At 55.4% G+C, this 24,137-nt stretch carries 27 protein-coding genes and 1 other annotated feature; of the genes, 11 read left to right on the top strand and 16 right to left on the bottom strand.

Translation table 11 applies throughout. The annotated features are described in order from the left end of the window. The first annotated feature begins 109 nt into the window (after positions 1 to 109). Together INF77_RS13165 and leuE are read left to right on the top strand one after the other, a co-directional pair. Entirely contained in the window at positions 110 to 283 is a 174-nt protein-coding gene (locus tag INF77_RS13165; RefSeq protein WP_193532758.1) for a YciY family protein, read from the top strand. Between the two features lie 106 nt (positions 284 to 389). Continuing rightward, entirely contained in the window at positions 390 to 1,025 is a 636-nt protein-coding gene (gene leuE / locus INF77_RS13170) for a leucine efflux protein LeuE (protein WP_048999271.1), read from the top strand. A 34-nt stretch (positions 1,026 to 1,059) separates the two neighbouring features. Here the strand turns inward: leuE and INF77_RS13175 are convergent, their stop codons facing one another. After that, positions 1,060 to 1,356: a YciI family protein gene (locus INF77_RS13175; protein ID WP_045260670.1), complete on the bottom strand. Its 297-nt coding sequence runs from the start codon at positions 1,354 to 1,356 to the stop codon at positions 1,060 to 1,062. A gap of 222 nt (positions 1,357 to 1,578) precedes the next feature. On the opposite strand from INF77_RS13175, the gene tonB reads away from it, so the two are divergent. Next, positions 1,579 to 2,301, top strand: a complete 723-nt coding sequence (tonB, locus tag INF77_RS13180; protein WP_193532760.1) for a TonB system transport protein TonB — start codon at positions 1,579 to 1,581, stop codon at positions 2,299 to 2,301. A 38-nt stretch (positions 2,302 to 2,339) separates the two neighbouring features. Here tonB and yciA read toward each other — a convergent pair whose 3' ends face one another. The 4 genes from yciA to INF77_RS13200 form a co-directional block, all read right to left on the bottom strand. Beyond that, positions 2,340 to 2,735, bottom strand: coding sequence for an acyl-CoA thioester hydrolase YciA (yciA, locus tag INF77_RS13185; protein WP_041909616.1), 396 nt, complete (start codon positions 2,733 to 2,735; stop codon positions 2,340 to 2,342). A gap of 104 nt (positions 2,736 to 2,839) precedes the next feature. Continuing rightward, positions 2,840 to 3,379: a septation protein A gene (locus INF77_RS13190; RefSeq protein WP_028013419.1), complete on the bottom strand. Its 540-nt coding sequence runs from the start codon at positions 3,377 to 3,379 to the stop codon at positions 2,840 to 2,842. Between the two features lie 56 nt (positions 3,380 to 3,435). Beyond that, the gene (locus INF77_RS13195; protein WP_045630546.1) at positions 3,436 to 4,179 is read right to left on the bottom strand and encodes a YciC family protein; all 744 of its coding nucleotides are present in this window, start codon (positions 4,177 to 4,179) and stop codon (positions 3,436 to 3,438) included. Between the two features lie 25 nt (positions 4,180 to 4,204). After that, positions 4,205 to 4,609 carry a YkgJ family cysteine cluster protein gene (locus INF77_RS13200; RefSeq protein ID WP_193532757.1) on the bottom strand — a complete coding sequence of 135 codons (405 nt, stop codon included), beginning with the start codon at positions 4,607 to 4,609 and terminating at the stop codon, positions 4,205 to 4,207. Between the two features lie 281 nt (positions 4,610 to 4,890). On the opposite strand from INF77_RS13200, the gene ompW reads away from it, so the two are divergent. Together ompW and INF77_RS13210 are read left to right on the top strand one after the other, a co-directional pair. Then, positions 4,891 to 5,523, top strand: coding sequence for an outer membrane protein OmpW (ompW, locus tag INF77_RS13205; protein ID WP_045260668.1), 633 nt, complete (start codon positions 4,891 to 4,893; stop codon positions 5,521 to 5,523). Between the two features lie 144 nt (positions 5,524 to 5,667). Beyond that, positions 5,668 to 5,877, top strand: a complete 210-nt coding sequence (locus INF77_RS13210; RefSeq protein WP_028013416.1) for a hypothetical protein — start codon at positions 5,668 to 5,670, stop codon at positions 5,875 to 5,877. 156 nt (positions 5,878 to 6,033) lie between these two features. Here the strand turns inward: INF77_RS13210 and yedF are convergent, their stop codons facing one another. The 8 genes from yedF to trpL form a co-directional block, all read right to left on the bottom strand. Beyond that, positions 6,034 to 6,267, bottom strand: a complete 234-nt coding sequence (yedF, locus tag INF77_RS13215) for a sulfurtransferase-like selenium metabolism protein YedF (protein WP_088205590.1) — start codon at positions 6,265 to 6,267, stop codon at positions 6,034 to 6,036. Then, positions 6,264 to 7,475 carry a selenium metabolism membrane protein YedE/FdhT gene (yedE, locus tag INF77_RS13220; protein WP_048960531.1) on the bottom strand — a complete coding sequence of 404 codons (1,212 nt, stop codon included), beginning with the start codon at positions 7,473 to 7,475 and terminating at the stop codon, positions 6,264 to 6,266. The genes yedF and yedE overlap by 4 nt, the downstream gene beginning before the upstream one ends. Positions 7,476 to 7,655: 180 nt before the next feature. Then, entirely contained in the window at positions 7,656 to 8,465 is an 810-nt protein-coding gene (gene trpA, locus INF77_RS13225) for a tryptophan synthase subunit alpha (protein ID WP_063437440.1), read from the bottom strand. Further along, positions 8,465 to 9,658 carry a tryptophan synthase subunit beta gene (gene trpB, locus INF77_RS13230; RefSeq protein ID WP_028013413.1) on the bottom strand — a complete coding sequence of 398 codons (1,194 nt, stop codon included), beginning with the start codon at positions 9,656 to 9,658 and terminating at the stop codon, positions 8,465 to 8,467. The genes trpA and trpB overlap by 1 nt, the downstream gene beginning before the upstream one ends. A 10-nt stretch (positions 9,659 to 9,668) precedes the next feature. Further along, positions 9,669 to 11,027, bottom strand: a complete 1,359-nt coding sequence (gene trpCF, locus INF77_RS13235) for a bifunctional indole-3-glycerol-phosphate synthase TrpC/phosphoribosylanthranilate isomerase TrpF (RefSeq protein ID WP_048956175.1) — start codon at positions 11,025 to 11,027, stop codon at positions 9,669 to 9,671. Positions 11,028 to 11,030: 3 nt separating this feature from the next. Then, positions 11,031 to 12,626, bottom strand: a complete 1,596-nt coding sequence (gene trpD / locus INF77_RS13240) for a bifunctional anthranilate synthase glutamate amidotransferase component TrpG/anthranilate phosphoribosyltransferase TrpD (protein WP_028013411.1) — start codon at positions 12,624 to 12,626, stop codon at positions 11,031 to 11,033. After that, a complete protein-coding gene (locus tag INF77_RS13245) occupies positions 12,626 to 14,188 on the bottom strand; it encodes an anthranilate synthase component 1 (RefSeq protein WP_193532756.1) in 1,563 nt (520 codons plus the stop codon). The genes trpD and INF77_RS13245 overlap by 1 nt, the downstream gene beginning before the upstream one ends. Positions 14,189 to 14,213: 25 nt before the next feature. Further along, positions 14,214 to 14,307, bottom strand: a sequence feature (Trp leader region). Next, entirely contained in the window at positions 14,284 to 14,328 is a 45-nt protein-coding gene (gene trpL / locus INF77_RS23475; RefSeq protein ID WP_106993556.1) for a trp operon leader peptide, read from the bottom strand. Its footprint overlaps the feature before it by 24 nt. Positions 14,329 to 14,467: 139 nt before the next feature. On the opposite strand from trpL, the gene rnm reads away from it, so the two are divergent. From rnm to rluB, 3 genes are all read left to right on the top strand, one after another. Further along, positions 14,468 to 15,349: an RNase AM gene (gene rnm / locus INF77_RS13255; RefSeq protein ID WP_193532755.1), complete on the top strand. Its 882-nt coding sequence runs from the start codon at positions 14,468 to 14,470 to the stop codon at positions 15,347 to 15,349. Next, positions 15,346 to 15,966, top strand: coding sequence for an L-threonylcarbamoyladenylate synthase (locus INF77_RS13260; RefSeq protein ID WP_003856793.1), 621 nt, complete (start codon positions 15,346 to 15,348; stop codon positions 15,964 to 15,966). Before rnm ends, INF77_RS13260 begins: the two co-directional genes overlap by 4 nt. Positions 15,967 to 16,063: 97 nt before the next feature. After that, the gene (rluB, locus tag INF77_RS13265; RefSeq protein ID WP_028013408.1) at positions 16,064 to 16,939 is read left to right on the top strand and encodes a 23S rRNA pseudouridine(2605) synthase RluB; all 876 of its coding nucleotides are present in this window, start codon (positions 16,064 to 16,066) and stop codon (positions 16,937 to 16,939) included. 35 nt (positions 16,940 to 16,974) lie between these two features. Here the strand turns inward: rluB and cobO are convergent, their stop codons facing one another. Both cobO and INF77_RS13275 read right to left on the bottom strand, forming a co-directional pair. Beyond that, positions 16,975 to 17,565, bottom strand: coding sequence for a cob(I)yrinic acid a,c-diamide adenosyltransferase (cobO, locus tag INF77_RS13270; RefSeq protein WP_193532754.1), 591 nt, complete (start codon positions 17,563 to 17,565; stop codon positions 16,975 to 16,977). After that, complete coding sequence (locus tag INF77_RS13275) at positions 17,562 to 18,323, bottom strand: YciK family oxidoreductase (RefSeq protein WP_028013406.1); 762 nt, start codon at positions 18,321 to 18,323, stop codon at positions 17,562 to 17,564. The genes cobO and INF77_RS13275 overlap by 4 nt, the downstream gene beginning before the upstream one ends. A gap of 251 nt (positions 18,324 to 18,574) precedes the next feature. On the opposite strand from INF77_RS13275, the gene sohB reads away from it, so the two are divergent. Further along, on the top strand, positions 18,575 to 19,621 hold the full coding sequence (gene sohB / locus INF77_RS13280; RefSeq protein ID WP_193532753.1) for a protease SohB: 1,047 nt from the start codon (positions 18,575 to 18,577) through the stop codon (positions 19,619 to 19,621). 34 nt (positions 19,622 to 19,655) lie between these two features. Here sohB and INF77_RS13285 read toward each other — a convergent pair whose 3' ends face one another. Next, a complete protein-coding gene (locus INF77_RS13285; RefSeq protein ID WP_003856804.1) occupies positions 19,656 to 19,907 on the bottom strand; it encodes a YciN family protein in 252 nt (83 codons plus the stop codon). A gap of 399 nt (positions 19,908 to 20,306) precedes the next feature. Between INF77_RS13285 and topA the strand changes: the two genes are divergently transcribed. Both topA and cysB read left to right on the top strand, forming a co-directional pair. Next, on the top strand, positions 20,307 to 22,904 hold the full coding sequence (gene topA, locus INF77_RS13290; protein WP_041909639.1) for a type I DNA topoisomerase: 2,598 nt from the start codon (positions 20,307 to 20,309) through the stop codon (positions 22,902 to 22,904). A gap of 187 nt (positions 22,905 to 23,091) precedes the next feature. Further along, on the top strand, positions 23,092 to 24,066 hold the full coding sequence (gene cysB, locus INF77_RS13295) for an HTH-type transcriptional regulator CysB (RefSeq protein ID WP_028013403.1): 975 nt from the start codon (positions 23,092 to 23,094) through the stop codon (positions 24,064 to 24,066). Positions 24,067 to 24,137: the final 71 nt, after the last annotated feature.

Consider the following 24,137-nt stretch of genomic DNA (forward strand, 5'->3'; position numbering starts at 1 on the left):
AGTGTACGCATCAGGATTCATCTGGCAAATAAAAACGCCAGGTAAAAGCGCTGGTTTGCTGCCGGGTTGGGTTTATAATGTCGGCTCTGTTTGAGAAAGAGTTGTAGACATGAAGCGCAGTAGAACAGAAGTAGGGCGCTGGCGTATGTTGCGACAGGTGAGTCGTCGCAAGGCTCGTTGGCTGGAAGCACAATCCCGCCGCAATATGCGTATCCACGCCATCAGAAAATGTGGATTGACCCGGCACCGCAATGCGTTGCTGTTCGCAGTCCAGAATATCTGAAACCCATGAGGGCACCGCAAGGTGCCCGCTGATTATATTGTGTCTTATTTTGCGAATATCGTTATTGCGGCGATATTCCGGTTATTTTTAGCAAAAGGAGGGAGAGGTGTTTGCGGAGTTTGGTGTACTGAATTTCTGGACGTATGTTGTTGGCGCATTTTTTATCGTGCTGGTTCCCGGGCCAAACACCCTGTTTGTGCTGAAAACGGGGATCGGTCACGGTGTGAAAAAAGGGTATCTTGCCGCGACCGGCGTGTTTATCGGTGATGCGGTATTGATGTTCCTGGCCTGGGCGGGTGTTGCGGCATTGATCCAGACGACCCCCGTGCTCTTTAATATCGTGCGCTATCTCGGGGCTTTCTATCTGCTGTGGTTGGGCGGAAAAATGCTCTGGTCGGTGATCACACGTCAGAATAATACTCAAGAGAGCGGAACCGAGCCTGCCAGCACGATCATGAAACGCTCCCTCGTCCTGAGCCTGACCAATCCAAAAGCGATTCTGTTCTACGTTTCGTTCTTTGTACAGTTTATAGACGTGAATGCGCAAAATACCGGGACCTCTTTCCTGATCCTCGCTACCACGCTTGAGCTGATTAGCTTTATGTACATGAGCTTCCTGATCTTCTCTGGGGCGTTTGTTACGCGTTATCTGAAAACCAAAAAGAAACTGGCAAAGCTGGGGAACGGGCTGATAGGGCTGCTGTTTGTCGGGTTTGCGGCGCGGTTAGCGTCACTACATTGATGTGAAAAAAGGCTCCTGCGGGAGCCTTTTTACCTCAGAACACTTTCTTATACGGTCGCACCGTCACTTTTGCATACACACCCGCCGCAACGTATGGGTCTGCGTCAGCCCAGGCCTGCGCCGCTTCAAGAGACTCAAACTCAGCAATAACCGTGGAGCCAGAAAAACCGGCGGCTCCCGGGTCATTGCTGTCAACAGCAGGCATTGGACCCGCGGTCAGCAAACGGCCTTCGTCCTGGAGCAGCTGCAGGCGAGCCAGATGGGCTGGGCGAACAGAGAGACGTTTTTCGAGGGAATCAGCGACATCTTCAGAGTAAATCACGTAAAGCACGGTGAAGCTCCTTAAGCGTTATAAAGTGTCAGTTACGTTATGTGAAAGGGCAATTGACTGCAATGTAAAGATAAAAACAACGTTAATACCCCGATCTGGATGTCCTTTTTTTGACCACTCCTGCGCTTAAATTGCGCCAGAACAAAGTGTCTTATTGAATATGATTGCTATTTGCATTTAAAATCAGGGTCCGGTTTTTTAACGTTGATGATTATGACTTCGATGACCCTTGATTTACCTCGCCGCTTTCCCTGGCCGACGCTGTTGTCCGTCGTGATTCACGGTGCCGTCGTGGCGGGTTTGCTCTACACCTCGGTTCATCAGGTTATTGAAATGCCCGCACCCGCCCAGCCGATCTCGGTAACCATGGTCTCGCCAGCGGATCTCGAACCGCCGCAGGTTGCGCCACCACCGCCACAGCCGGTTGCTGAGCCTGAACCGGAACCCGAGCCTGTACCGGAGCCACCGAAGGAGGCACCGGTGGTGATCCACAAACCTGAACCGAAGCCAAAACCTAAGCCGAAGCCAAAGCCGGTGAAGAAGGTCGAGGAGCGTCCGAAACGTGAAGAACGCCCGATTGAACCGCGCGCGACCCAGCCGGTCGAGAATACAGCGCCTTCGCGTCCGGTCATGAATAACAGCGCACCGGCGGCGAAGCCGACGGTTGCCGCACCAGCGGGCCCACGTGCGTTGAGCCGTAATCAGCCTCAATATCCGGCGCGGGCTCAGGCCTTACGTATTGAAGGTCGCGTACGGGTGAAATTTGACGTCACTGCGGATGGCCGCGTGGATAACGTGGAAATCTTGTCTGCGCAACCTTCAAATATGTTTGAGCGCGAAGTGAAGTCGGCGATGCGCAGATGGCGCTACGAACCCGGTAAACCGGGAAGCGGACTTATCGTGAACATTGTTTTCCGCCTGAATGGCGGGGCGCAGATGGAATAAGAAAAGCCTCCGAAAGGAGGCTTTTTTTTGCCTGCCATTCAGGCTGGCGGAAGCTGACGAGGTTTACCGTCGCTATCGACAGCGACATAAATAAACAGCGCTTCAGTTGCTTTATAGCGCTGTCCAATCGGTTCAGAAGAGACTTTCTTCACCCAGACTTCAATGTTGATGGAGATGGATGTATTGCCGCGCTTTACGCAGCGGGCGTAACAGCAAACCACATCACCTACCGCAACCGGGCGCAGGAAGGTCATTCCATCCACCCGCACGGTCACCACGCGTCCGTGAGCAATCTCTTTTGCCAGAATTGCGCCGCCCATATCCATCTGCGACATCAGCCAGCCGCCAAAAATATCGCCATTGGCATTGGTGTCAGCGGGCATTGCCAGTGTGCGTAAAACTAGTTCGCCCTGAGGGGCGTTATTTGTTGTCATTGTTTTAACTCATAACGGAAGACTTCAGGCGGGATGCTACTATGATTTCACAGCGGAGAGAATAGACCAGAACGCCTGTCGAACACGTTCTGGTCAGTCAGCAATCAGTGCTTGTCGTCCTGCGGCATGTGGCGATAGATATAAATGCCGCTTAGCAGGGTGAATATCAGCGTCAGGGCCGTCAGGCCGAAGACCTTAAAGTTGACCCAGATATTCTGTGGCAGCCAGAAAGCGATATAGATATTGGCAAGACCGCAAAGAATAAAGAACACGGCCCAGGCGATATTCAGGCGCGACCAGACCTCCTGAGGCAGCGTCAACTCTTTGCCGAGCATGCGCTGGATCAGCGGCTTTTTCATCACCCACTGGCTGATGAGCAGCGCACCCGCAAACAGCGCGTAGATCACCGTCACTTTCCACTTGATAAATTCATCATTGTGGAAGAAGAGGGTTAGCCCACCGAATACGGCGACCAGGACAAACGTCACCAGCGCCATTTTTTCAACTTTACGGTAGCGCACCCAGCTGTAGATCAGCACAACCGCTGTCGCAATAATCAGCGCCGTGGTGGCAGCATAAATGTCATACAGTTTGTAAAACGCGAAAAAGACCACCAGCGGTAAAAAATCAAGAAACTGCTTCATTCTGTGATTCCATCTTCTTTGTTGAGCCGGGCCCTGTCATGCACCCGGCATCAGGGTTACTGACGAATTAACATATACAGGCGGAACAGATAGACAAGCAGCACCGCTGAAATCAGGTTGCTCAGTGTATTCGCGACCACCGCGCCGACGTTCGGGGTTAATACCGCAAAATTCGGAGCAAACAGAAGCAGGAGCGTTTTTGCCAGCAGCCAGGCAATGACTGCGGGAGCCACCAGACGCATATTAGCCCATGCGAGTCGGATGCTGCTGCGCATCGCGGTAAAAATTCCCATTTTATCCTGCACGACCATTACTGGGGCAAAAGCAAGCACAATAGCCAGTAACACGCCCGGCACCACAACCAGCATAATTCCCATCTGCACCAGCATGGTGGTTAAAAAGATCAGGATAAACAGCTTAGGTAAGACCGGCGCGCTGGCGCCTATCGCCCGCAAGGCGCTGACCCGGTGGCCCGCCGACACCAGTTGGATCATCAGCAAAACGCCGCCCGCCAGAATGGCGTTACCAATCAGGCCAGAAAACGTGGATGCGGCAGACGCCCGCAGCAGAATTTGTTGCTGCTCTGGCGTCATGTTTTGCACCAGTTCAAATAGCCCCACGCTTCCTGCAAGATGGTCGCCCTGGCTCAGGCTGGCAATCTGTTCTTCACTCGGTGAGAACGCATGACCCAGCACCACAGTGATAAAGGCGCAAAGCAACGCGATCAGTAAAAAGGTAATGAACTGATTGCGGAAAAAATTTCCCGTGTCACGGTAGACAGACTTCGCCGTGATAGACATGCACTCTCCTTGAGTATTGCAGGTGTTAATTAGCCGGCAATTGTACACCGGATGAACCTGCTGTGGCAGCATCAAGGCTTGTATGGAAAAGCATATCTTTGTAAAGCGGCGGTAATCCAAAGCGCGCGCGGGCGCGATTACAGGCTTCGTTGACCTGCCCATCTTCCCCCGACATGGCAAATTCCCGGCACGGGCTGGGGCGATCCTCATAGATTGCGCACCGGGTCGAAACCCCGGGCTCCCCTTGTAAGGCCGCGCAGCGGGCCTGCTTTTGATTGGTGCCGCTCATGCAGCTCAGAAAGGGGGTTAACGGCTCAGTAAGATGAACCGGAACGGTACCGCCGCCATCGCTGGCTTCAGCCCAGTAGAAAGAGACTCGAAAATACGCACAACAGGCTCCGCACGTCATGCACGGGTTAACTTCACTCATAGCACACCTGCAAAAAAGAACGCATCAAATCAACTTGTGAGAGCGATAAATTATCCAGCCGACAGAGGAAGAGCAAGAGGGGGAAAAGAGAAAATTTTGTAACTGTGAAATGCCAAAAATTGACATAGAAACAACTTATTGCTTTTCAAAGCGCCACAAAAAATTAACCCAGATCAATGAATGTTAACTTACTGGTTTTAATGTGATCTGTGGCAGATCACTTATTACTCTTTTGTGAGTATATTCTCATCCGCGATTAAAACCACAACGATGGAGCGGATATGAAAAAATTAGCGGTGGCAGCCCTTGTATTAAGCAGTCTCTCTGGCGGCGCGTATGCGCATGAAGCAGGCGAATTCTTTATTCGTGCCGGTTCGGCTACGGTTCGCCCAACTGAAGGATCGGATAACGTGCTGGGGATGGGCGGTTTTAACGTCAGTAACAACACCCAGTTAGGTTTAACATTCACCTGGATGGCGACGGATAACGTTGGGGTTGAGCTTTTGGCGGCAACCCCGTTCCGTCACCGTGTCGGTCTTGGTGCGACCGGTGATATCGCCACGGTTCACCATTTACCGCCAACGCTGATGGCGCAATGGTACTTTGGCGATGCCAGCAGCAAGGTGCGTCCATATATTGGCGCGGGTGTGAACTACACCACCTTCTTCGATGAGAAATTCAACGATACCGGTAAAGAAGCAGGACTCTCCGATCTCAGCCTGAAAGACTCGTGGGGTATGGCTGGGCAGGTTGGTCTGGACTATCTGATTAACCGCGACTGGCTGATCAACGCCTCGGTCTGGTATATGGATATTGATACGGACGTACGCTTCAAGGCGGGCGGCGAGCAGCAAAGCATCAATACGCGTCTGGATCCGTGGGTGTTCATGTTCTCTGCGGGTTATCGTTTCTGATCCCCGTCAAACTGGCCACAGGGTGGCCAGTTTGCTTTGCTCGCTTCAAAACGACGGATAAACCGGCCGCTCGTCAAGCTTTACGCAGTGCCTCAGGATCTTTTCCCCATCATATAAATAGCTGAAAGCGTCGCTGGACAGGGAATGGAAGAGAATATCACCGTTGGCAAACGGGATAATTTCGGTATCACCCACACGTTTATGACCCGCGCCGGTTTCAAAATGACCGCGCCATCGTTCCTGAGTATGGTCATAGACGTGCAGAATAACGTCGACAAGTCCTCTTTCCGGGCAATTAAGGCGCAGGAAGGTCGAAGAAAAATTCAGGGACAGCGCGTGGAAGGGAATCAATAAGGCGAAAACCAATAAAGCTCGTAAATACATCAAACCGCGAAAACCTCCTTCAAAAGGGAAATGAGATTTTACTTAAGTCAAAAATCGCGTTTTTGCCGTGGATCAACATGGCTTATAATTCAATACGATAAAGGCCCCTTGCGAGGCCCTTAGCGATCATTTTTGAATCAGATAGCGAATGGTTGGCCCGTCCTGCTGGATATCCAGCACCGTATAACCGTGGTTTTTTGCATCCAGCGGAATGTTGTTGATGGATTGCGGACAATCGCTCACCACCTCCAGAATTTCACCTTTTTCCAGCTGCGGCAGTGCCTCAAGCGTGGCAACCGCCGGATACGGGCAGGGTTCACCGATCATATCCAGACGATAGTCGGGGACGATCTCTTTCATGCAGCGTTCTCCTGCGTTTCAGTTTTGACGACGGCACGGCGGAAGAAGCGTTTCTCCTGCGCGACAACCAGTAAAAAAGCGACCAGCAGCAGGGCATAAGTCACCAGCAGGCCGCCGAGAGGGCCGAAAGCGCTCAGCAGGTTAACCTTGTCCCAGTTTGTGGCAAGCACCGGGGACACGTCGTCCCAGAAGTATGCGAGGAGTGTGGATCCAAGGACATTCCCAAGCCCGACCCACCAGTAGTGCACCTGTCCTTCAACCGCGCGGTACATCCAGCCGGTTTCACACCCGCCCGCCAGCACAATCCCGAAGCCAAACAGCAGACCGCCAATCACCGCGTTCGGGCCAGCCCACATGATCTTCGGTTCAACACCGAGCTGAACATAGCTGAAAATGCCGATAGCGCTCACCGCCATGCCGGCAATGATTGCCTTCGCCATCATCGTCCTTCCGGTGATCCACATATCGCGAAACGCAGAGGTAAAGCAGATCTGCGCGCGTTCGATCAGCAGGCCAAAGCCGACGCCGAACAACATCGCCAGGCCAAGCTTCGGCTGATTCATCGCCGTGCAAATGGCCCATGCGATCATAGCAAAAAAGACCAGCATACCCAGGCGGAAACGGCGCTTTGCCTGCTCCGGTTTTTGGGTTAGCGGGGACGCCGCGCTGACTTTTGTCATTTTCACCGGAATGCGGAACAGCGGCAGAAGGGTGAATTTTGCTCCGAAGTAAGAGCCAATCGCCGTGGCTACGGCAAAAAACCAGGCATGAAGGGAGAACTGCGGAATCCCCGTAAAGAACGCGGCCAGATTACAGCCCATCGCCAGGCGGGCGCCAAACCCGGCAATCATACCCCCGACTACCGCCTGCATGATGCGAACGCGGCTTTTGGGCATGCGCAGCTTAACGTTGTTTGCCCACAGCGCCGCAGCGAAACAGCCGCCGAACATGCCGATAATCATCATTCCGTCGATGCGGGTAAGCGGGGTGCCGTCCAGGTGAATAAGTTTGAAGTATCCCCACTCTTCGGTGTGCACGCCTGCGAGCTGCAGCAGTTGCCCACCCCAGCGGGTGAATTCACCGGTGACGGCCCAGAAGGTGCCGGTAATGCCGAAATAATAAGTAGAGAGAATGCCTGCCGCGATGACGGCCGGAACAGGTGACCAGAACTTAACCAGGTAAGTCTGTTTGAAGGATTGCCATGACATGAATAAGCCTCTGAACTCAGAAGGATTAGTGCTAAAAAGAGTCCAGATCATACGCTTACGCGAAAGTTTGAAAAGCTATTCACACCGAAAATATCGACGGGATCAATTTTGACGTAATCCTTTGGAGAGGATGGAGAAGGAGGAGTAACCGTCTGGCAGGGTTGCCAGACGGTGGAGGGATTATGCTTTACGCGTCGCTGCTTTCATTGCGGTCACGAACGCTTTCAATTCGCTCAGCATCTGCTCGGGCTTGTCCACGTTCTTCTCGATGATCTTCACAATCGCGGAGCCGGAGATGGCACCCGCCGCCTTCGCGTCAATCGCCGCGGTGACCTGATCCGGAGAGGAGATCCCGAAGCCCTGCAGCGGCGGCGCGGCATGGTACTCGGCCAGCTTTTCCACCAGATGATGCAGCGGCAGTGCAGCTTTATTTTCGGCGCCAGTCACGCCCGCGCGGGAAAGCAGATAGGTATACCCGCGTCCGTAAGAGGCTATCTGGCGCAGCAGTTCATCATCGGCGTTTGGCGGACAGATGAAAATAGGGGCGACATTGTGACGCATCGCAGCCTGGCGGAACGGCGCGGACTCTTCCACGGGCACGTCTGCTACCAGGACCGAGTCGACACCCACGCGCGCGCATTCTGCATAGAACTCGTCAACACCACGGTTGAACACCAGGTTGGCGTACATCAGCAGACCAATCGGAATGGTCGGGTGCTTCTGGCGGATCGCCGCCAGCATTTCAAAGCATTGGGTTGGGGTCACGCCTGCCGCAAAGGCGCGCAGGGTGGCGTTCTGGATGGTCGGGCCATCCGCCAGCGGATCGGAGAACGGAATACCCAGCTCCAGCGCGTCGGCGCCGGCTTCAATCAGGGCGTCGATAATCTTCAGAGACTGCTCAGGGCCGGGGTCGCCCAGCGTAACGAAGGGGACGAACGCGCCTTCCTGGCGGGATTTCAGTTCAGCAAATACGTTATCGTAGCGTTCCATCAGATTTCCCCTCGTGCTTTCAAAATATCGTGAACGGTGAAGATATCTTTGTCACCGCGACCGGAAAGGTTCACCACCAGCAGTTGCTCTTTTTCCGGGTTCTCTTTCATCATTTTCAGCGCGTGCGCCAGCGCGTGAGAAGACTCCAGCGCCGGGATGATCCCTTCGCTGCGGCACAGCGTTTTGAAGGCTTCCAGCGCTTCGTCATCGGTAATGGAGACATAGTCCGCGCGCCCCGTGCTGTTCAGGAACGCGTGCTGTGGCCCAACGGACGGGAAGTCCAGTCCGGCAGAAATTGAGTAAGACTCTTCAATCTGCCCTTCATCGGTCTGCATCATCGGGGCTTTCATGCCGAAGTAGATCCCCACACGGCCATGCTTCAGCGGCGCGCCGTGCTCGCCGGTTTCAATCCCATGACCGGCAGGCTCGACGCCAATCAGCCCTACGCGGGTTTCGTCGATAAAATCGGCAAACATGCCGATGGCGTTAGACCCGCCACCGACGCAGGCAATGACTGCATCCGGCAGGCGACCCTCTTTTTCAAGGATCTGCGCTTTGGTCTCTTCACCGATCATGCGCTGGAATTCGCGCACGATGGTCGGGAACGGGTGAGGACCTGCCGCGGTGCCGAGCATATAGTGCGCGGTTTCGTAGCTGCCGGACCAGTCGCGCAGCGCTTCGTTACAGGCATCTTTCAGCGTCGCAGAACCGCTGTGCACCGGGATCACTTCCGCACCCATCAGGCGCATACGGAACACGTTCGGCGACTGACGCTCAACGTCTTTAGCACCCATATAGATGCGGCACTTCAGGCCGAGCAGGGCGCTGGCGAGCGCAGAAGCCACGCCGTGCTGGCCCGCGCCGGTTTCGGCGATGATTTCGGTTTTACCCATACGCTTCGCGAGCAGCGCCTGGCCCAGCACCTGGTTAGTTTTATGCGCGCCGCCGTGCAGCAGGTCTTCACGCTTAAGATACAGCGTGGTTTTGGTGCCTTCGGTCAGGTTGCGGCATTTGGTCAGCGCGGTTGGACGCCCGGCGTAGTTTTTCAGCAGGTCGGTAAACTCCGCCTGAAACGCCGGATCTTTCTGCGCGCTCACGAACGCTTCTTCCAGCTGGCGCAGCGCGGGCATCAGGATTTGCGGAACGTACATCCCGCCGAATTCACCAAAATACGGGTTAAGTAATGTCGTCATCTTCTCTTCCTTAATATGCACGCAGAGTTTTAAACACCGAGGCCAGCTTGCTGGCATCTTTGATACCTGGTTGCGACTCTACGCCTGAATTGAAATCGAGGCCTGCGCAGCCGGTTTTCGCGGCTTCCACACAGTTATCCGGGCTTAGCCCGCCCGCCAGCAGGACGTTGTCCAGCTTTTCGCCGTTCAGCAGCGACCAGTCAAAACGTTGTCCGGTGCCGCCCTGGCCGTTGTCGAGCACGTATTTGTCAACGTGGTGAAGATTACGTGCGGGCAGGGTGGTGCCCACGCTTTGTGCTTTCCAGATTTGAACCTGCGGTGCCAGCGCGTCGCGCAGGGCATTGATATACGCCTGATCTTCATCGCCATGGAGCTGAACGGCACTCAGGGATAACGCGTCGGCTTTTGCCACAACGTCCGCGACATCCGCATTGCGGAACACGCCAACATAGCTCAGTGGGGCCGCCGCGATTACCTTGCGGGCCTGTTCCTCATTGACTGCCCGAGGAGAGGTGTCGACGAATATTAAACCGCCATAGATTGCTCCAGCCTCATACGCGGCCAGCGCATCCTGTTCGCGGGTTAGGCCGCAGACTTTGTTTTCACCCAGCAGCACGCGACGCACCGCCGCATTGAGGTCGTCATGTTCCATCATGGCGGAGCCAATCAGGAAACCGTTGGCGAAGTGGCTCAGCTCGCGCACCTGGGCGTAGCTGTTAATGCCGGACTCGCTGATCACCGTGACGCCCGCACCCAGACGTGGCGCCAGCTGGCGGGTGCGGTTCAGGTCAATCGACAAGTCGCGAAGATCGCGGTTGTTGATGCCGACCACTTTGGCTTCCAGCGCGATGGCGCGCTCGAGCTCTTCTTCGTTACTCACTTCGGTCAGCACGCCCATGTTCAGGCTGTGCGCCACGGCAGCAAGCTGGCGATACTGTTCGTCATCCAGTACCGAGAGCATCAGCAGGCAGGCATCGGCCTGGTAGAAACGCGCCAGCCAGATCTGATACGGGTCGATAATAAAGTCTTTGCACAGGATCGGCTGCGGTGCGATGCCGCTGACGATCGGCAGAAAATCGAAGCTGCCCTGGAAATATTTCTCATCCGTCAGCACGGAGATTGCCGACGCATGATGCTTATAAATACCGGCGATACGCGCCGGGTCGAAATCGTCACGAATAACGCCTTTTGAGGGAGAGGCCTTTTTGCACTCCAGAATAAAGGCGGTACGTGCACCCTGCAGGGCGTCATAGAAACGACGGCTGCTTGGGACGACGTCATTCTGGAAACTGGCAAGCGGCTGCTCTGCTTTGCGTGCTTCCACCCAGATGGCCTTATCGGCAACGATTTTCGCTAAAACGGTCTGCATTCTTTACCCTCTTGCCGCAAGTGCGGTAACGCGATCGTAAGCTGCACCGGAGCGCAGTACATCCAGAACTTTTTGAGCATTGGCCTTCAGGTCTTCCTCACCGTGCAAACGCATCAGCATGGCGACGTTGGCAGCCACGGCGGCCTCATGAGCGGCCTCACCTTTACCTTGTAGTAAGCGCGTCAGAATGTCACGGTTTTCTTCCGGCGTACCGCCTGCCAGCGCTTCCTGATGGTACGGCGTTAAGCCGAAATCAGACGCCTCAAGCTGATAGCTGAGTACTTCACCATCGTTAAGCTCGGCCACCAGCGTCGGCGCATGCAGCGAAACTTCATCCATTCCGCCGCTGTGCACCACGGCGGCGCGTTTGTAACCCAGCACGCGCAGCGTCTCGGCAATCGGCAGGACCAGCTCAGGACTGTAAACACCAATTAAGGCCAGCGGCGGATGGGCCGGGTTGATCAGCGGGCCGAGCACGTTAAACAGCGTGCGGGTTTTAAGCTGCTGGCGAACCGGCATCGCGTGGCGGAAACCGGTGTGATATTTCGGCGCAAACAGGAAGCAAACGCCCAAATCGTCCAGCGCTTCACGCGAACGCTCGGCATTCATCTCCAGATTGATGCCAAACGCGGCCAGCAGATCGGACGAGCCTGAACGGCTGGAGACGCTGCGGTTACCGTGCTTGGCCACCTTCAGGCCGCAGGCCGCCGCCACAAAGGCGCTGGCGGTCGAAATATTGATGCTGTTGCTGCCGTCGCCACCGGTCCCGACGATATCCGCAAACTGATAGTCCGGGCGCGGGAACGGAGCGGCATTTTCCAGCAGCGCGGTTGCCGCACCGGCGATCTCCTGCGGGCTTTCGCCGCGCACTTTCATGCTCACCAGCGCCGCCGCCAGCTGCTCGGGCTTCAGCTCGCCGCGCACGACGGCGGAAAAAAGTTGGTGGCTCTCCTGTTGGCTCAGGGTCTGGGCCTGATACAGTTTTTCCAGAATCGGCTGCAGGGTGTTGGTCTGCTCCAGCTTCTGTAACGCCCAGTCAAGGGTCTGCTCCAGCAGGCGGGCGCCATTGGAGGTCAAAATAGATTCCGGGTGGAACTGCATCCCGCAGACGCGATCCGCATCGTGGCGTACCGCCATCACCATCCCTTCAAACGAGGCGTTGATGGTCAGCCCGGCCGGAATGTTGCTGCCGACCAGCGAATGATAGCGCGCGACCGGGAGCGGATTCGGCAGCCCGGCAAACATTGCCTGGCCGTCATGTTCAATGCTGGAGGCTTTACCGTGCAGGATCTCGCCCGCCTGGCCGACGTAACCGCCGTAGGCTTCCACGATTGCCTGGTGACCAAGGCAGATACCGATAATCGGCAGCTTGCCGCGCATGCGGGTCAGCAGTTCGGGCATACAGCCCGCTTCGCTCGGCGCGCCCGGCCCCGGGGAGAGCATCAGCACCGGGTTTTGCATGGTCGCCAGACGGTCAATCAGGGTCTGAGCCGGAACGTGGTTGCGGTAGATAACGACGTTGTGACCATTCGCACGCAGCTGATCTGCCAGGTTGTAGGTAAAGGAGTCGATGTTATCGAGCAGCAGAATGTCAGCCATCAGAAAATCTCCTGTGCGTGGTGTGCGGTAGCGATGGCGCGCAATACCGCGCGTGCTTTACTGCGGGTTTCGTCAGCTTCAGACTGCGGAACAGAGTCAAGAACAATCCCGGCCCCGGCCTGAACGGTAGCTATACCGTCTTCGACGTAGGCGGAGCGGATCACGATGCAGGTATCAAGGTCGCCGTGGGCGGTGAAGTAACCCACCGCGCCGCCGTAGCTCCCGCGCCGACGTCCTTCCGCTTCGGCGATAAGCTGCATGGCGCGCACCTTCGGCGCGCCGCTCAGGGTGCCCATATTCATGCAGGCGCGGTAGGCGTGCAGCACGTCGAGGTCGCTGCGCAGTTCACCCACCACGCGGGAGACCAGGTGCATCACGAAGGAGTAACGGTCAACTTTGGTCAGGTCTGCCACGTAGCGGCTGCCCGGGGTGCAAATGCGCGCCAGGTCGTTACGCGCCAGGTCAACCAGCATCAGGTGTTCGGAGAGCTCCTTGTGGTCGGTTCGCATTTCCAGTTCGATGCGGCTGTCCAGATCACGGTCCAGCGAGCCATCGGCACGACGGCCACGCGGACGGGTGCCCGCAATCGGGTAGATCTCAATCTGACGGCTGGTGGCGTCGTACTTCAGCGAGCTTTCCGGTGAGGCGCCGAACAGCGTGAAATCATTGTCCTGCATAAAGAACATATAGGGGCTCGGGTTGCTTTTCTTCAGCACGTCGTAAGCCGCCAGCGGTGACGGGCAGGGCAGCGAGAAACGGCGGGACGGCACAACCTGGAAAATCTCCCCGGCGCGAATAGCCTTTTGCATCTGGCGAACCACGGCCCCGTATTGATCGTCGGTCTGGTTAACGTCGCATGTCATTTTTTCCACGTGCTGTACCGGCAGCGCAGGCGGCGCTTCCGTCATCTGCTGCTGGAGCTGAGCGATGCGATGCTCAAGGCGGTTTTTCTCAGACACAGACGGCGTGAACAGGCTTGCCTGGATGCGGGTATATTTTTTCTGGTGGTCGATCACCAGCAGGGTTTCGGCCAGGTAGAAACAGTAGTCCGGGCAGCGGTTGCCCTGCTCGGTTTCCGGCAAATCTTCAAAACCGGCGACCAGGTCGTATGCAAACAGCCCGCCGAAGAACATTGCTTCGCGCTCATTTTCCGGCACGGTGACCAGGTTTTGCAGCAGGCGGAAGGCATCGAACACGGACAGCGAGCAGAGGCGCGCGTCTTCGTCCAGCAGCTGGCTTACCGGCGGGAAATGCAGAATTCGCAGGTCCGGGTGACGTTCATTTTCGATGCCCGCGGGCAGAGCCGCATCCAGCAGCGTCAGCAGCGATGCGCCATTATCAGAGAGCGCCTTAATGGTGACGGTGTCACCTAACGCGGTAATGCGCAGCGCGCTGTCGACCAGCAGCAGGCTTTTCAGATCGTCCTTGCTGTCGATATCCGCAGACTCCAGCAGCAGCGTCGCCGGACGCGCGCCGCACACCTGATGAAACAGCGCGGTCGGGTTGTGGCGATAGACCGCCTCGCAGGTCAACAGTTCGAGATGAGGTTTGGCTGTTTGCATGTTGTGGTTCTCATTTATTCTGTTCAAAAAAAAGCCCGCTGGGTAGCGGGCGGGTATCTGTTTGCATTTCGCAGATGCGTGACACTGCCCGAAGATCAGGAAGTGCGCCACCAACCGTGCAGAGTGAAATGTGCTGTCATTTTCAGATACCTTTCTCGTGTGAACTTGCGTACTAGTTAACTAGTTCGATGGCGTATTGTCAACCCTTGATTTCAGAATTTCACGTTAAGTCGGTATCATGGCGTTTTCGGATGTCTCCAACCTGTTATGGGAAGTGCTTTGAGCGATACCACCTACGCGATTATTTATGATTTACACAGCCATACTCAGGCCTCTGATGGCCTGCTGACACCCGAAGCCCTGGTTCATCGCGCGGTTGAAATGCGCGTCGGCACGCTGGCGATAACCGATCACGATACCACCGACGCCATTCCGGCAGCGCGCGCCGAGATTGCCCGCAGCGGGCTGGCGCTGAATCTGGTGCCCGGCGTCGAGATCTCTACCGTCTGGGAAAACCATGAGATTCATATCGTTGGCCTGAACATTGATATAGAACATCCGGCACTTCTTGCCTTTTTGCAAGAACAAAAAACGTGCCGCAACCAGCGCGCGGAGATGATCGGCGAGCGTCTGGAGAAGGCGCATATTCCGGGCGCGCTGGAAGGTGCGCAAAAGCTGGCGAACGGCGGGGCGGTCACCCGCGGTCATTTCGCCCGCTTTCTGGTTGAAGCGGGCAAAGCGACGACCATGGCGGATGTCTTTAAAAAGTATCTGGCGCGCGGGAAAACCGGATACGTTCCACCACAGTGGTGTACAATAAAACAAGCTATTGATGTCATTCATCATTCTGGCGGTAAGGCCGTGCTGGCCCATCCGGGGCGGTATAATCTTTCTGCTAAATGGCTGAAACGGCTGCTGGCGCACTTTGCCGAATGTGGTGGCGAGGCGATGGAAGTCGCCCAATGTCAGCAGGCGCCCAACGAGCGCGCGCAGCTCGCGACTTACGCCCGCCAGTTTGGCCTGCTAGGGTCACAGGGCTCTGATTTCCACCAGCCCTGCGCGTGGATCGAACTGGGACGCAAGCTCTGGCTACCCGCTGGCGTTGATCCGGTCTGGCAGCTCTGGGAGCAGCCGCAGCAAATTGAAGAGAGGGAAGTATGAGTCAGTTTTTCTATATCCATCCGGACAATCCGCAGCCACGTCTGATTAACCAGGCCGTGGAGATCGTCCGCAAAGGCGGCGTGATAGTCTACCCGACCGATTCCGGCTACGCGCTGGGCTGTAAAATTGAAGATAAAGGAGCGATGGAACGCATTTGCCGTATTCGTCAGCTGCCGGACGGCCATAACTTTACCCTGATGTGCCGCGATCTCTCTGAGCTCTCGACCTATGCCTATGTCGACAACGTGGCGTTTCGCCTGATCAAGAACAATACGCCGGGTAACTACACCTTCATTCTGAAAGGGACGAAGGAGGTGCCGCGTCGCCTGCTGCAGGAAAAGCGTAAGACTATCGGCATGCGCGTGCCGTCGAACCCGATTGCCCAGGCGCTGCTGGAAACTCTCGGCGAACCGATGCTCTCTACCTCGCTGATGCTGCCGGGCAGCGAGTTTACCGAGTCCGATCCGGAAGAGATCAAGGATCGTCTGGAGAAGGTGGTCGAGCTGATTATTCACGGCGGCTATCTCGGCCAGCAGCCAACCACCGTGGTAGATCTCACCGAAGATGCGCCAGAAGTCATTCGTGAAGGCGTGGGCGATGTTAAGCCTTTCTTGTAAAGGTGTAAGCAGATATACTACGCGGCCATCAAAGCAGGGCTCGGCTCTGCTTTTGACCTGATTCGACGCCTGTGAAGGCGACACCTGAGGAAGCTCAATGAGCGAGAAGTTACAGAAAGTGCTGGCGCGTGCCGGCCACGGCTCACGCCGTGAAATCGAAGCCATTATAGAAGCGGGCCGCGTGAGTGTGGACGGTAAAATCGCCACGCTGGGTGACCGCGTAGAAATCGTACCGGGGCTCAAGATCCGCATTGACGGTCATCTTATCTCCGTGAAAGAGTCCGCGGAACAGATCTGCCGCGTGCTGGCGTATTACAAGCCGGAAGGCGAGCTGTGTACGCGCAACGACCCGGAAGGTCGTCCAACGGTGTTTGACCGTCTGCCAAAACTGCGCGGCGCCCGCTGGATTGCGGTGGGTCGTCTGGACGTGAACACCTGCGGTCTGCTGCTGTTCACCACCGATGGTGAACTGGCAAACCGCCTCATGCACCCAAGCCGTGAAGTTGAGCGTGAATACGCCGTTCGCGTCTTCGGCCAGGTCGATGAAAATAAACTGCGCGATCTGTCGCGTGGCGTGCAGCTGGAAGACGGCCCTGCGGCGTTCAAAACCATCAAATTTACCGGTGGTGAAGGGATTAACCAGTGGTACAACGTGACCCTGACCGAAGGCCGTAACCGCGAGGTGCGTCGTCTGTGGGAAGCGGTAGGCGTGCAGGTTAGCCGCCTGATCCGCGTTCGCTACGGCGACATTCTGCTGCCGAAAGGTCTGCCACGCGGTGGTTATACCGAGCTGGATCTTACCCAGACTAACTACCTGCGCGAGCTGGTTGGCCTGACGCCGGAAACCACCTCTAAAGTGGCGGTGGAGAAAGATCGTCGTCGTATGAAGGCGAATCAGATCCGTCGTGCGGTGAAACGCCACAGCCAGGTGAACAGCAATCGTCGCTCTGGCAGCCGGAATAACAACGGTTAATTGAAAAAGCCCGGTGAACTCACCGGGCTTTTTCTTTAGTAATCAATGCCAATTTGTGCTTTGATGCCTGCATCAAACGCATGCTTGACCGGACGCAGCTCGCTGACGGTATCTGCCAGCTCCATAATCTCACGATGACACCCACGGCCTGTAACGATAACCGTCTGGTGCGCAGGGCGGTTCTTCAGTGCATCCAGCACCTCCTCCAGCGGCAGGTAGTCGTAGGCGACCATATAGGTGATCTCATCCAGCAGCACCATATTTAATGTCGGGTCAGCCAGCATCCTTTTTGCGTGCTTCCACACGGCAAGGCAGGCTGCGGTATCGGTTTCCCGGTTCTGCGTATCCCACGTAAACCCGGTAGCCATCACCTGAAACTCAACGCCGTGAGGTTCAAGCAAATTACGCTCACCGTTGGGCCATTCCCCTTTGATAAACTGGATGACCCCCACTTTTTGCCCGTGGCCGACGGCGCGCGTAGCGGTGCCAAACGCGGCAGTAGTTTTGCCTTTACCATTGCCGGTAAAAACGATGACGATCCCTCGCTCGTCCTGGGCTGCCGCGACGCGCGCGTCAACCTGTTCCTTCAGACGCTGCTGTCGCTGCTGATGACGTTCTTCACTCATTGCGAAATTCCCGGTTTGCGGCCCGGCTGGGCATCAAAGGTCATTCCGGTTTTGCGGCGGCTGTCGTCGCCCATCAGCCAGAGATAGAGTGGCATAATGTCTGCCGGGGTTTTCAGCTTCAGCGGATCTTCCGTCGGGAACGCGCTGGCGCGCATGCTGGTGCGCGTACCCCCCGGATTAATGCAGTTTACGCGCAGATGGCGGCTCTGATACTCATCCGCCAGCACCTGCATCATGCCCTCGGTCGCGAATTTTGAGACAGCATAAGCCCCCCAGTTTGCGCGTCCCTCGCGGCCTACGCTGGAAGAGGTGAAGACCAGAGATCCAGACTCGGATTTGAGTAATAAAGGAAGCAAGGCCTGCGTGAGGAAAAAAGTACCGTTAACGTTAACCTGCATCACCTGCTGCCAGATTTCAGGATCCTGTTCATCCATTGGACGCACTTCACCTAACAAACCAGCGTTGTGTAGTACGCCGTCAAGACGTGGGTAGTGGGTACTGATACGGTGAGCAAGCTCCTGGCAGAGCGCTGGGGTGCAGGTCAGCAAATCGAGCGTGTACCAGGGGGCAGGTGTCCCGCCTGCGGCCTCAATTTCCTGAGCGACCCCTTTGAGCTTTTCTTCGTTGCGCCCAATCAGAATTACGCTTGCGCCATATTCAGCGTACGTCAGGGCCGCTTCGCGACCAATACCATCGCTGGCGCCGGTGACAAGAATGATTCGGTTCTGCAGCAGGTTTTTTTGCGGTTGATAATGCACGGTGACTCCTCAGGCGCACGGTGTCTCAATCACGCCTTCATAATGACTTTTCGGCTTTATGCCCGAATTAGCGTGAGAATTCAATCAGTCTACAGGACGCATTGCTGCAAAATTAACAATTTGCAAATATTTAAACCGCAGCGCGGGGATTCCTGAAGACGGCTCGCAGAGGTAATGTCACGGGCGAGACGCAGGGGCAGGGCTGTTGTACACTGCCGTAAAAGATTCGTGGTTAAATCAAGGTGGAACGCGTGGAATTACTTTCTCAATATGGGTTGTTTTTGGCCAAAATCGCGACGGTGGTGATTGCCATTGCCGTGGTTGCCGTTCTGATTGTCAACCTGACGCAGCGCAAGCGTCAGCGTGGGGAGTTACGCATCACCCGCCTGAGCGAGCAGTATAAAGAGATGCAGGAAGAGATGTCCCTCTCGCTGCTCGATAGCCATCAGCAGAAGCTGTGGCTGAAAGCCCAGAAGAAAAAACACAAGCAGGAAGCCAAAGCCGCGAAGGCGAAGGCAAAGCTCGCGACGCCGCAGGGCGACGCAAAACCCCGCGTCTATGTGCTCGATTTTAAAGGCAGCATGGATGCGCATGAAGTCGCTTCGCTGCGCGAAGAGGTGACTGCGGTTCTGGCCGTGGCAACGCCGCAGGATCAGGTGGTGGTGCGTCTTGAGAGCCCGGGCGGGGTGGTACACGGTTACGGGCTGGCCGCTTCACAGCTGCAGCGTCTGCGCGAGAAGCAGATCCCACTTACCGTGGCGGTAGATAAAGTCGCGGCGAGCGGCGGCTATATGATGGCCTGCGTGGCGGACAAAATCGTTGCGGCGCCGTTTTCCATCATAGGTTCCATTGGCGTGGTCGCTCAGATCCCTAACTTTAACCGCTTCCTGAAAAATAAAGAGATTGATATCGAACTTCACACGGCGGGTCAGTACAAACGCACCCTGACGCTGCTGGGGGAAAACACGGAAGAGGGGCGCCAAAAATTCCGTGAAGATCTGAATGAAACTCACCATCTCTTTAAAGACTTCGTACATCGCATGCGCCCAACGCTGGATATTGAACAGGTGGCGACCGGTGAGCACTGGTACGGCATCCAGGCGCAGGAAAAAGGGCTTGTGGATGAAGTAGGTACCAGTGATGACCTGCTGCTCAACCTGATGGAAGGCCGGGAACTGGTAGGCGTGCGCTTTACACAGCGCAAACGGTTGATGGACCGCTTTACCAACATTGCGGCGGAAAGCGCGGACCGCCTGCTGCTTCGCTGGCTACAGCGCGGACAAAAACCGCTGCTGTAAACAAAAACGCGAGGCATATGCCTCGCGTTTTGCATTAATCGACCAGGTGATATTTCTCTGAAAGCGTATGCGCCAGGTATTTAAACATATTAAACACGGCAGTGCTTTTCGGGGTCGGTAACCCCTGCTCGTCAAGGAAGTATTCGCCGCTGAAAACCAGCACGCCATTACGTTGCTCAACGCCGGTGGCTTCTATGCCTGCCAGCGTATCTTCATGGTCACGAATAAGCTTGTTTGCTTCGATAAGCAGAGAGGCTCGGTCAATGGGTTGGGTCGTATTCTGCATAATCCACTCCTTAAACAGTGACAATAGTCTACGCCGGGGGCGCTTTGGGGGCAAATTTTCCCTGTAATGTGAGGGGATAAGATGCAGAGGGCAGGTTGGCGGGATTTGCTTTTGCATGCTAATAAAGTTGCGTAACGAATTTTATCAGGTAGAGTGTGCGCTTTCGTCATTCTGGCAACAGAATTGCTTGACATTCGACCGGGAATTCGTCACGAATTATACGAGATGTGAGAAAAATACCCGAAAACTCAATGACCTGGATGTCGCCATTCTGACGTTCGGTAAGACATAGGGGTTGATATCCCCTGACGCAGTCGCAATATCATTGGCTCGTCGTCAGCGGAAGGGAAATCAACGTGCGGCGTATTCCTGGAAGAATTAAATTAGGTAAAGGTGAATATGGGTAAAGCTCTCGTCATCGTTGAGTCCCCGGCAAAAGCCAAAACGATCAATAAGTATCTGGGTAATGACTACGTGGTTAAGTCCAGCGTTGGTCACATCCGCGATTTGCCGACCAGTGGCTCAGCCAGCAAAAAGAGCGCAGACTCTACCTCCACCAAAGGGGCTAAAAAGCCTAAAAAGGATGAACGTAGCGCGCTTGTCAACCGCATGGGTGTTAACCCATGGCACAACTGGGATGCACAATATGAAGTGCTGCCCGGGAAAGAAAAAGTCGTTAACGAGCTGAAGCAGCTGGCTGAAAAAGCAGACCACATCTATCTCGCAACCGACCTTGACCGCGAAGGGGAAGCCATTGCTTGGCACCTGCGGGAAGTGATCGGAGGGGATGACAAACGCTACAGCCGCGTAGTGTTTAACGAAATTACAAAGAATGCGATTCGTCAGGCGTTTGAGAAGCCGGGCGAGCTGAATATCGACCGTGTGAACGCCCAGCAGGCGCGTCGGTTTATGGACCGCGTTGTGGGCTACATGGTTTCTCCACTGCTGTGGAAAAAGATTGCCCGCGGCCTGTCTGCAGGACGCGTGCAGTCTGTAGCCGTGCGTCTTGTCGTTGAGCGTGAACGCGAAATTAAAGCCTTCGTGCCGGAAGAGTTCTGGGAAGTTGACGCCAATGTCACCACCCCGGGCGGTGATGCGCTGCCGCTGCAGGTAAGCCATCACAACGATAAGCCTTTCCGTCCTGAAAACCGCGATCAGACCATGGCCGCCGTGGCGCTGCTGGAAAAAGCGCGCTATCAGGTACTGGAACGCGAAGATAAGCCGACCAGCAGCAAGCCTGGCGCGCCGTTTATCACGTCCACACTGCAACAGGCGGCGAGCACCCGTCTGGGTTACGGCGTGAAGAAAACCATGATGATGGCCCAGCGCTTGTATGAAGCGGGTTACATCACCTACATGCGTACTGACTCAACGAACCTGAGCCAGGACGCGGTGAACATGGTGCGCGGCTACATCAGCGATAACTTCGGTAAAAAATACCTGCCGGAAAGCGCCAACCAGTTCGCCAGCAAAGAGAATTCTCAGGAAGCGCACGAAGCGATTCGTCCCTCTGATGTCTCTGTTTTAGCCGAGTCGCTGAAGGATATGGAAGCCGACGCCCAGAAGCTGTATCAGCTGATCTGGCGTCAGTTTGTCGCGTGTCAGATGACGCCAGCGAAATATGATTCCACTACGCTGACCGTCGGTGCGGGCGATTTCCGTTTGAAAGCACGCGGTCGTATCCTGCGCTTCGACGGCTGGACGAAAGTGATGCCTGCACTGCGTAAAGGTGATGAAGACCGTACGCTGCCTGCGGTAAACAAAGGCGACGAGTTGTCGCTTGTCGACCTGGTTCCGGCCCAGCACTTCACCAAGCCGCCTGCGCGCTTTAGTGAAGCGTCGTTGGTTAAAGAGCTGGAAAAACGCGGGATTGGCCGTCCGTCAACCTACGCGTCAATCATCTCGACCATTCAGGACCGCGGTTACGTTCGCGTAGAGAACCGCCGTTTCTATGCCGAAAAAATGGGTGAGATTGTCACTGACCGTCTGGAAGCTAACTTCCGCGAATTGATGAACTACGACTTCACCGCGCAGATGGAAGACAGCCTCGACGAAGTGGCCAGTCACAAGGCGGAGTGGAAGAAGGTTCTCGATAGCTTCTTCAGCGACTTTACCAACCAGCTTGAGAAAGCGGAGAAAGATCCTGAAGAGGGCGGCATGCTGCCTAACCAGATGGTTCTGACCAGCATCGACTGCCCGACCTGCGGCCGCAAGATGGGGATCCGTACTGCGACAACGGGCGTGTTCCTTGGCTGTTCAGGCTATGCGCTGCCACCAAAAGAGCGCTGCAAAACAACCATCAACCTGGTGCCGGAGAACGAAGTTCTCAACGTGCTGGAAGGTGATGATGCGGAAACCAACGCCCTGCGCGCGAAACGCCGCTGCAAAAAATGCGGCACGGCGATGGACAGCTATCTGATCGATCCTAAACGTAAGCTGCACGTGTGTGGTAACAACCCAACGTGCGACGGGTATGAGATCGAAGAGGGTGAGTTCCGCATCAAAGGCTATGACGGTCCGATTGTGGAGTGCGAGAAGTGTGGCTCTGAAATGCACCTGAAAATGGGGCGTTTCGGTAAGTACATGGCCTGCACCAACGACGAGTGTAAGAACACGCGCAAAATTCTGCGCAATGGTGAGGTTGCTCCGCCGAAGGAAGATCCGGTTCCGCTGCCAGAATTGCCGTGTGAAAAATCCGACGCATACTTCGTGCTGCGTGATGGTGCCGCAGGTGTCTTCCTGGCCGCCAACACCTTCCCGAAATCGCGTGAAACGCGCGCCCCGCTGGTGGAAGAGCTGCATCGCTTCCGCGATCGTCTGCCTGAGAAGCTGCGTTATCTGGCCGATGCGCCACAGCAGGATCCTGAAGGCAATAAGACGGTGGTCCGTTTTAGCCGTAAAACGAAGCAGCAGTACGTTGCGGCAGAGAAAGAGGGTAAAGCGACCGGATGGTCCGCCTTCTTTGTCGATGGCAAATGGGTTGAAGGCAAGAAATAATCTTTCTTAACCGTAGTTTACCCGTGAAAGGGCCGGACTTCCGGCCCTTTTTTATTACCTTATTATTATTTTTTGTTCCGTACTATACAGTCAGGCTATAAGTGATATAGTGGTTATAGTTAACCCTTTTTTTATTATCAAATCGTCTTAAGCGATTGACCGCGTGCGCTAAATCGGATGGTCTGGCATGAAATTACAACAGCTTCGTTATATCGTTGAGGTGGTGAATCACAACCTTAATGTCTCTTCCACCGCCGAGGGGCTATATACCTCGCAACCGGGCATCAGCAAGCAGGTTCGCATGCTGGAGGATGAATTAGGTATTCAGATTTTCGCCCGCAGTGGTAAGCACCTTACGCAGGTGACGCCAGCGGGGCAGGAAATCATCCGTATTGCGCGGGAAGTCCTTTCCAAAGTCGATGCGATTAAGTCTGTGGCGGGGGAACATACCTGGCCGGATAAAGGCTCGCTGTATATTGCCACGACGCACACCCAGGCGCGCTATGCGCTACCGGGCGTTATCAAGGGCTTTATCGAGCGTTATCCGCGCGTCTCCCTGCATATGCACCAGGGATCGCCGACGCAAATTGCGGAGGCGGTGTCGAAGGGCAATGCAGATTTTGCCATCGCGACGGAAGCGCTCCATCTCTATGACGATCTGGTCATGCTGCCGTGCTATCACTGGAACCGCTCCATTGTGGTGACCCCGGATCATCCGCTGGCGGGCAAAGGGTCGGTGTCAATCGAAGAGCTGGCGCAATATCCTCTGGTCACCTACACGTTTGGCTTCACCGGACGATCTGAGCTTGATACCGCCTTCAACCGGGCCGGGTTAACGCCGCGGATTGTCTTTACTGCCACCGATGCCGACGTCATAAAGACCTATGTACGGCTTGGCCTGGGGGTAGGGGTGATCGCCAGCATGGCGGTCGACCCGGTGTCAGACCCTGACCTGGTGCGTCTTGATGCGCATGATATTTTCAGCCACAGCACGACAAAAATTGGCTTCCGCCGCAGTACCTTCCTGCGAAGCTATATGTATGATTTTATTCAGCGCTTTGCACCGCATTTAACGCGTGACGTGGTGGATACCGCCGTGGCATTACGATCAAATGAAGATATCGAAGAGATGTTTAAAGATATCAAACTCCCCGAAAAATAATCACACCCGGTATCTTTCCCTGAGGGAAAGATACCGAAATATCGGCTTAAAGCTAAATTAGAATTATCATC

Source organism: Enterobacter cloacae complex sp. P1B, from assembly GCF_014982345.1.
GTDB lineage: Bacteria > Pseudomonadota > Gammaproteobacteria > Enterobacterales > Enterobacteriaceae > Enterobacter > Enterobacter bugandensis.